This is a genomic window from Pedococcus sp., from assembly GCF_036000045.1.
GTDB lineage: Bacteria > Actinomycetota > Actinomycetes > Actinomycetales > Dermatophilaceae > Pedococcus.
The window spans coordinates 1-8549 of sequence record NZ_DASYGF010000045.1; the positions used below are offsets into that span (position 1 = coordinate 1).

At 69.6% G+C, this 8549-nt stretch carries 5 protein-coding genes; 3 read left to right on the forward strand and 2 right to left on the reverse strand.

Annotated features, from left to right (window positions below):
• The 3 genes from dnaE to VGN50_RS07400 form a co-directional block, all read left to right on the forward strand.
• The coding region (dnaE, locus tag VGN50_RS07390; RefSeq protein ID WP_327444078.1) for a DNA polymerase III subunit alpha at window positions 1-2509 on the forward strand (2509 nt) is incomplete at its 5' end.
• A gap of 53 nt (window positions 2510-2562) precedes the next feature.
• The gene (locus VGN50_RS07395; protein ID WP_327444079.1) at window positions 2563-4710 is read left to right on the forward strand and encodes a S9 family peptidase; all 2148 of its coding nucleotides are present in this window, start codon (window positions 2563-2565) and stop codon (window positions 4708-4710) included.
• Window positions 4711-4775: 65 nt separating this feature from the next.
• Window positions 4776-6923 (forward strand): ATP-binding SpoIIE family protein phosphatase, encoded by a 2148-nt coding sequence (locus tag VGN50_RS07400; protein ID WP_327444081.1) that lies wholly within the window; start codon window positions 4776-4778, stop codon window positions 6921-6923.
• 183 nt (window positions 6924-7106) lie between these two features.
• Here the strand turns inward: VGN50_RS07400 and VGN50_RS07405 are convergent, their stop codons facing one another.
• The gene (locus tag VGN50_RS07405; protein ID WP_327444082.1) at window positions 7107-7805 is read right to left on the reverse strand and encodes a DUF1345 domain-containing protein; all 699 of its coding nucleotides are present in this window, start codon (window positions 7803-7805) and stop codon (window positions 7107-7109) included.
• Between the two features lie 100 nt (window positions 7806-7905).
• Window positions 7906-8343: a hypothetical protein gene (locus VGN50_RS07410; RefSeq protein WP_327444083.1), complete on the reverse strand. Its 438-nt coding sequence runs from the start codon at window positions 8341-8343 to the stop codon at window positions 7906-7908.
• Window positions 8344-8549 lie beyond the last annotated feature (206 nt).

Consider the following 8549-nt stretch of genomic DNA (forward strand, 5'->3'; position numbering starts at 1 on the left):
GGTCGCCGACTTCATCAACTGGGCCAAGGACAACGGCATCCGGGTCGGGCCGGGCCGCGGGTCGGGCGCAGGCTCGATGGTCGCCTATGCCATGCGGATCACCGACCTGAACCCGCTGCAGCACGGGCTGATCTTCGAGCGGTTCCTGAACCCGGACCGCGTCTCGATGCCCGACTTCGACGTGGACTTCGACGAACGCCGGCGTGGCGACGTGATTCGGTACGTCACCGAGAAGTACGGCGACGACCGGGTCGCGCAGATCGTCACGTACGGCACCATCAAGGCCAAGCAGGCGGTCAAGGACGCCGCGCGGGTCATGGGGCACCCGTTCGTCGTGGGTGAGCAGCTGACCAAGGCCATGCCGCCCGACGTGATGGGCAAGGGCGTGCCCCTGGCCGAGATCTACAACAAGGAGCACAAGCGGTACAACGAGGGCAGCGACTTCCGCGCCCTGGTCGAGACCGAGCCGCACTTCAAGGAGATCGTCGACACGGCGCTGGGCCTCGAGGGCCTCAAGCGCCAGTGGGGCGTCCACGCGGCCGGCGTCATCATGTCCAGCGAGCCGCTGATCGACGTCATCCCGATCATGCGCCGGCTGCAGGACGGCCAGGTCATCACCCAGTTCGACTACCCCAGCTGTGAGTCGCTGGGGCTGGTCAAGATGGACTTCCTCGGCCTGCGCAACCTGACGATCCTCGACGACGCCATCGACAACGTGAAGGCCAACCGCGGCGAGGAGATCGACCTCGACGCGCTGTCCAAGGACATGACCGATCCGGCCACCTACGCCCTGCTGTCCCGGGGCGACACCCTCGGGGTCTTCCAGCTCGACGGTGGCGGCATGCGCACTCTGCTCAAGCTCATGCAGCCCGACAACTTCGAGGACATCTCCGCCGCCCTCGCGCTCTACCGCCCTGGCCCGATGGGCGTGAACGCCCACACCAACTTCGCCCTGCGCAAGAACGGCAAGCAGGCGCTCACCCCGCTCGACCCGCAGCTGGAGGGCAAGCTCCAGCAGGAGATGATCGAGGCCCTCGAGCCCATCCTCGGCACGACCTACGGCCTGGTGATCTACCAGGAGCAGGTCATGGAGATCGCCCAGAAGCTGGCCGGCTACACCCTCGGCAACGCAGACCTGCTGCGCCGGGCCATGGGCAAGAAGAAGAAGGAGGTCCTCGACGCCGAGTACGTCCCCTTCTCCGAGGGTATGAAGGCCAAGGGTTTCACCGAGGCGTCCATCGCCGCGCTGTGGGGCGTCCTCGTCCCGTTCTCGGACTACGCCTTCAACAAGGCGCACACCGCGGCATACGGGCTGGTCTCGTACTGGACCGGCTACCTCAAGGCCAACTACCCGGCCGAGTACATGGCCGCCCTGCTCACCAGCGTCGGCGACGACAAGGACAAGTCCGCCCTCTATCTGGGCGAGTGCCGGCGCATGGGGATCAAGGTCCTGCCGCCGGACGTCAACGACTCGGTGGGCCGGTTCGCAGCGGTGGGCACCGATATCCGGTTCGGCCTGCAGGCCATCCGCAACGTCGGCCACAACGTCGTCGAGGCGATCATCGCCGCCCGTGACGAGAAGGGCCGATTCACCTCCTTCAAGGACTTCCTGTCCAAGTGCCCGGCCGTGGTGTGCAACAAGCGCACCATCGAGTCGCTGATCAAGGCGGGGGCGTTCGACGGCCTCCAGGAGTCGCGCCAGGGTCTGTACCGGGTGCACGAGGACTACATCGACAACTTCATCGACATCAAGCGCCAAGAGGCCATCGGCCAGGACTCCCTGTTCTCGGCGTTCGGTGACTTCGGTGACGACGGGGCCGGCGAGTCGGTCGACTTCTCGGTGCTGCCCCCCATCCCAGGGGTGGAGTGGGACAAGAAGACGCTGCTGGGCTTCGAGCGCGAGATGCTCGGCCTCTACGTCTCCGACCATCCGCTGTTCGGCATCGAGCATGTCCTCGCCTCCCACGCCGACACCTCGATCGCGAGTCTCATGGGTGAGGACGGCAAGCCCGAGGGCGCCAACGTGACCATCGCCGGTCTGATCACCGGGCTACAGGTCAAGCGCACCAAGAAGGGCGACCTGTGGGCGATCGTCACGGTCGAGGACCTGGAGGGTGCGATCGAGTGCCTGTTCTTCCCCTCGGCCTACATGACGGTGTCGACGATGCTCACCCACGACGCCGTCGTCGTCGTCAAGGGCCGCGTCAACCGCCGCGACGAGACCCCGTCGATCTATGCGTCGGAGCTGACGCTGCCCGACATCTCCGAGGGGCCGCGTGGGCCGGTGGTCGTCACCATCGACACCAACCGCGCCACGACGGGCAAGATCGAGGAGCTCAAGTCGGTGCTCGCCTCGCACCCCGGCTCGACCGAGGTCCATGTGCGGCTCAGCCAGCCCGGCCGGTCGGTCCTCATGCGGCTCGAGGACACGTATCGCGTGTCGGCGACCGAGTCGCTGTTCGGCGACCTCAAGGTGATCCTCGGCGCGCGCTGCCTGGCGTCCTCGTGACGGCGCCGCCGACGCGCCCGGCGAACCCGGCCAGCCCGCCAGCGACGCCGCCGGTGGCACCCCAGCGTCCGGTCCGGCGAGAGCACCACGGCGACACCGTCCTCGACCCCTACGAGTGGCTGCGCGACAAGGACGCTCCCGAGGTACTGGCGCACCTCGAGGCCGAGAACGCCTATGCCGATGCCATGACCGCTGACCTGGAGCCGTTGCGCGAGCAGCTCTTCGAGGAGATCCGCTCGCGCACGCAGGAGACCGACCTGTCGGTGCCGGTGGCCAGCGGGGCGTGGTGGTACTACTCGCGCAGCGTCGAGGGCCAGCAGTACGGCATCGAGTGCCGGGTGCGCCGCGTCGAGGGCGCGCCGCGGCCGGCTCCCGGTCCGGGGGAGCCCGTGCCGGGTGAGCAGGTCCTGCTCGACGCCAACGTCGAGGCTGCCGGGCACGAGTTCTTCTCGCTGGGCGCCTTGACGGTCAGCCCCGACCACGCCCGCCTCGCGTATGCCGTGGACCTTCATGGCGACGAGCGCTTCGCCTTGCGGGTCAAGGACCTTGACACGGGGGAGATCGTCGACACCGCTGTGGGCGAGATCGGCTACGGCTGCGAGTTCTCGCTCGACGGGCGTCATGTGTTCTACACCAGGGTCGACGAGACCTGGCGGCCCCACCAGGTGTGGCGCCACGAGGTCGGCACCGACGCGTCCGCCGACGTCCTGGTGATGGAGGAGTCGGACGAGCGCTTCTGGATGGGGCTGGGCACCTCCCGCGACGACCGGTGGATCATGATCGGCCTGGGTTCCAAGACCACGTCGGAGGTCCGGATCCTCGACGCCGCGGATCCGCTCGGAGAGTTCCGCGTCGTCGCCCCCCGCCGTGAGGGCGTCGAGTACGACGTGGAGGCCGCCTCGGACCGGCTGCTCATCGTGCACAACGCCGACCACGAGAACTCCGACCTGGCCTGGGCACCGCTTGACGCCACGTCCCACGAGCAGTGGCAGCCGTTGCTGCAGTGCGCTGAGGGCGAGCGCTTCCAGGGGATCGACGCGTTCGACGACGTGGCCGTCCTCTCGCTGCGCAAGGACGGGCTGACCGCCGTGCGGGTGCTCGAGCGCGACGCCACGTCGCCGACCGGCTTCGGGGCGATGCACGACCTGCACTTCGACGAGCCGGTCTACCAGGTGTCGTTGGGAGACAACCCGGAGCCGGCCCTGCGCGTGGTGCAGGTGGTCTACGAGTCCATGGTGACGCCCCGGACGGTCTACGACTACGACATCGCCAGTCGCGAGCTGACCCTGCTGAAGCAGCAGCCGGTGCTCGGCGGCTACGACCCGTCAGCTTTCGAGCAGCGCCGCGAATGGGCCACTGCGCCGGACGGCACCCGGGTTCCCCTGTCGATCGTGTTCCCGGCCGGGCTCACGCCCGACGGGTCCCACCCGGGGCTCGTCACGGCATACGGGTCGTATGAGCTGTCCACCGACCCGTACTTCTCGGTGTCGCGGCTCTCGCTGCTCCAGCGGGGGTTCGTCTACGCGGTGGCGCACGTGCGTGGCGGAGGAGAGCTCGGTCGTGCGTGGTACGACCAGGGCAAGCTGCTCCACAAGAAGAACACCTTCACCGACTTCGTGGCCTGCGCCGACCACCTGGTCGAGCGCGGGTGGGTCTCGCCCGACCGACTCGCGGCTGAGGGCGGGTCGGCGGGCGGGCTGCTGGTCGGGGCGGCCCTCAACCTGGCGCCTCACCGGTTCCGGGCGGTGCACGCAGCCGTGCCGTTCGTCGATGCCTTGACGACGATCCTCGACCCGAGCCTGCCGCTGACCGTCGTGGAGTGGGAGGAGTGGGGCAACCCGCTCGCCGACCCGGCGGTCTACGCCTACATGAAGTCCTACTCGCCGTACGAGAACGTCCAGGACGGCACGGCATACCCTGCCGTTCTGGCGACCACCTCGCTCAACGACACCCGGGTCTACTTCACCGAGCCGGCGAAGTGGGTCGCCCGCCTCAGAGCGGCCACGACCAGCGACCCCGCCGACCGACCGATCCTGCTGCGCACCGAGATGGTGGCCGGCCACGGCGGCAAGAGCGGTCGCTATGACGGCTGGCGGCAGCTCGCCTGGGAGTGGGCCTTCCTCATCGACCAGGTCGCGCCAGAGACCGTCGCTCCGGAGACTGTCGCTCCGGAGACCGACAGGCGAGACCGCGCGAAATAGTTCACCACTCTTCACGTCCGGAGCCCCGCCGCGGCAATACCCTTTCGGGGGAGGAGGACGGACAGGTGGTTCATGGCAGGGCGTCCGAAGCTCGACGGCTCGCGGACGAGCGGGACTGGAGCACCACCAGCCTGGGCCCACGAGACCAGTGGCCCTCGCAGCTTCGCGATGCCTGGGAGCTCGCGCTCGACTGCGAGCTGCCCATGGCCCTGCTGTGCGGCGATGACTTCACGATGCTCTACAACGCGGCCTTCGCCGAGCTGCTGGGCGGCAAGCATCCGCGGGCCTTCGGTCAGCCGGCCCCCGACGTCGTGGTCGAGGTCTGGGACCACCCGAGCGTCGGCCAGCGGTTCAACGCTGTGCTGGCTGCCGGTGAGCCGTTCGTCGAGGAGGGCACCGCGCTCACGCTGAGCCGCGGGTGGGCGCTGGAGGACGAGGTCGACACCGGCAGCTATCTGCGCTCGGGGTCACCGATCCGAGACGAGAACGGAAAGGTCGTCGCCGTGCTCCACGTCGTCCTCGAGACGACGGCAGCGATCCGCCGCGCGCAGTCGATCGCGCAGCTGGCGACCGCGCTGGCCGTCGCGGTGACGGTGGACGACGTCTGCAAGGTCGTGCTGCGGCAGTCCATGACTGCCCTTGATGCGCTGTCCGCCACGATCTGCCTTCCGTCGCCGGGACCTGCTGGCTGGCGGATGGCCCGCCGGCACCGGATCGAGGAGCTGTCGCCCGACGAGGAGCGGCTCCCGCTCATCTGGTCGGAGACCAGCGATGACATCGCGGCGCTCGTCGCCGACGTGACGGCCCGGGGCGCGACGTACGCCTCCGAGAACGGTGAGGTGGTGGCCGTGCCCCTGCGTGCGGCTTCGCCGGGGGCCGTGCTGGTGGTCCAGCGCCTGCCGGCGCCGATCCCGACGGACCTGAGCGTGATGGTGGACGCCTTGGTCGAGCTGGTCGGAGAGGCGCTGAGGCGCGCGGTGCTCTTCGACGCCGAACGCACCACTGCAGAGCTCCTCCAACGGACCCTCCTACCGCCCAACCTGCCGCAGCCGGACGCGCTGAGCATCGCGGCGCTGTACCAGCCCGTCTCCGGAGGCACGGTGCCCGGCGGGGACTTCTACGACTCGTTCTTCCTCACCGACGGCCGTCTCGCCCTCGTCATCGGTGACGTGGTGGGCCGGGGCGTCATGGCGGCCACGGTGATGGGGCAGGTCAGGGCGGCGGTTCGGGGCGCCGCCATGACCGACGGCGCCCACCGCTCGGTCATGGCAACCCTGGACCGGGTGGTGTGGGATCTCGATGCGCTCTGGCCGGCGTCCATGCCGCTGGGCACACCTCGCGCTCGCCCCGGGATGGCCTTCGGTGGCGAGCTGTTCGTCACGATGCTGTTCGGCGTCGTCGACCCCGAGACCGGTTCGGTGGAGCTGGCCAGCGCGGGGCATCCGCTGCCGATGCTGCTCTATGGCCACGAGGGGAGAGCCCAGGGCAAACCGCGCGGGGAGCCCGTGGCGATGACGGTGGGCCCGCCGATCGGTATCAAGGGTGAGCGGCCCGTCCACCGGCTGGAGCTGGGCGTGGGTGACATGCTGCTGGCGTTCACCGACGGGCTGCTGGAGAGGCGCGGCGAGGACCTGCGCCGCGGCGAGGAGCGACTCCACGAGGTCGTGGCTCAGCTGCCGCCGGGGACGCCACGCAGCGTGGCCGAGAGCGTGATGCGGCAGCTGGTCGACGCCCAGCAGCAGGAGGACGACTGCGCGCTGCTGGCCCTCGGGCGCTCACCCGAGGGGCACCGGCGTGCGGCCATCGTGGTGCCCCCGATGCCTGAGTCGGTCAAGGCCGCGCGCGACTGGGCCCGAGAGCACCTGGTGCTCTGGGATGTCGCCGAGGGCGACCAGCACACGATCGTCACAGGCATCTCCGAGCTCATCACCAACGCGGTGCTGCACGCCGGGACGGAGTCGCATCTGACCCTCGACCTCGACAGTGGGCTGCTCGCGGTGACCGTCGCGGACAGCGGGAACCGAGGGGAGCCGCGGCTCACGGGGGCTGACACGATGGCGGTGCGTGGCCGTGGGCTGTCGCTCGTGCGCGCCGTCGCCGATGCGTTCGGCACACATCGCACGTCGGCAGGCACCACGGTGTGGTTCGAGATCGCTGTCGAGCTGACGAGCGGCGGCGCGTACGCGGCCGGTGCGGGGAGGTCGTCGCCATGAGCCTGTGGCAGCGCATCATCGAGCGCGTAGCCCCGCTGGCCGGGGAGGACGTGTCAAACCTCGACCGGCTCGACGGGGTCGCGAGGAGGCCGCCTGCGCCTACGGCCGGGATGGTGTCACAGCTCCCACCGGCAGCAGCCCAGCCGCCACCGACCGGGTCGGGGCCACAGCCGGGCAGCGCCGTTACTTACCCAGACCCGCCACGAGGTTGATCGTCGCGGCGATGACGACCGCGCCGAACAGGTAGGACACCAGGGCGTGACGCAGCGCGGTGGCCCGGATCTCCTTGGTGCGGATATCGGTGTCCGAGACCTGGAAGGTCATGCCGATGGTGAACGCGAGATACGCGAAGTCGCGGTAGTTCGGCGGCTCGTCCTCGTTGAAGTCGACGCCCTTCCTGGGGGAGCCGTAGTAGAGCCGCGCGTACCGCGTCGTGAAGATCGTGTGCACCGAGAACCAGGCAACGGCCACCCCGATCAGGCTCAGGGCTGCCTGGATGTCTTTGCTACCCCCGGCGCTGCTGCCACCGAGCAGCAGCAGACCCACCGCACCGAGGCTGCCGACGGCGGCCGACAGGACGATGATGTCACCGATGGCCTTGCCGGGATCCTCGCGGCGGGCTCGCTCTGCGGTCGCGTGCTCGTCCATCGGCCAGATCGAGACCCAGGTCCACACGACGAACACGGCGGCGGCGCTCATCCATCCCAGGAGGAGGCCGTACTGCCAGGTGAGCGGCACGGCCACTCCGGCCCCGACGACGACGGCGACGATGCCGGCGACCACCAGGCGCACCCAGGTCGGGGCGTCGGCTCGTCCGGTCGCCTGCGCTGAGTGCTTGGTCGCGGGCTCGGGGGACGAGGGGGTCGAGGGTGTGTCGCTCACAGTCTCACGCTAGTGGCTGACGGTCGACCTGCCCGTCGGAACACGGTCAGTAGTCCGGCGGCACCACAGCTTCGGGGGTCGGCGGGCGCTCGCGCCGGACTCAGCGCACCACGACGTGCATGAGAGTCAGCGGCGGGTGGTGTGTCTCGATCTCGTAGATCCCCGGCGTCGTGGCTCGCAGGTCGAGCGTCGTCGGGCGCCCTGCCTTGAGGGTGACTTCGACGTCGAACCCGTGGGCATGGAGCTGGTCGTCGTGGTCGCTGGTGACGACGAGGCGCAGCATGGTACCCAACGCGACGTTCACGTTTCCCGGTGCCGGTGAGACGTCCTTGCCGCGGATGCTGACCCGCACAACGGTGGTGTTCGAAGGCGTCGCTGCGCTGCTACTCGTCGCTGAGCTGGTGGTCGAGCCGCCGGCCGGGGCGCTGGTGGTCGAGCCGCCCGCGGGGGAGCTGGTGGTGCACGCACCCAGGGCGAGCGCACTGGCGACGGCGGCGGCGAGGGCCACGCGATGGCGGGTCACGCGGTGGCGGGTCACGGCTTCTCCTGGGAACGGCGTCGAGGACGGTCGACACTGTAGACAACCGCCGCCGGGCACGCCGAACTCCGCCCCCGCGTGTGCTCCGCTGGCATTCAGGGTCGTTGCCTTAGGTTCCTGGACATGGATGACAGGTCTCGCGCCTCGAGGTCAACCTCGGGCGGCGCGAGCTCGGCGGCCCACCTGACGAGGCGCGCGGCGCTCGG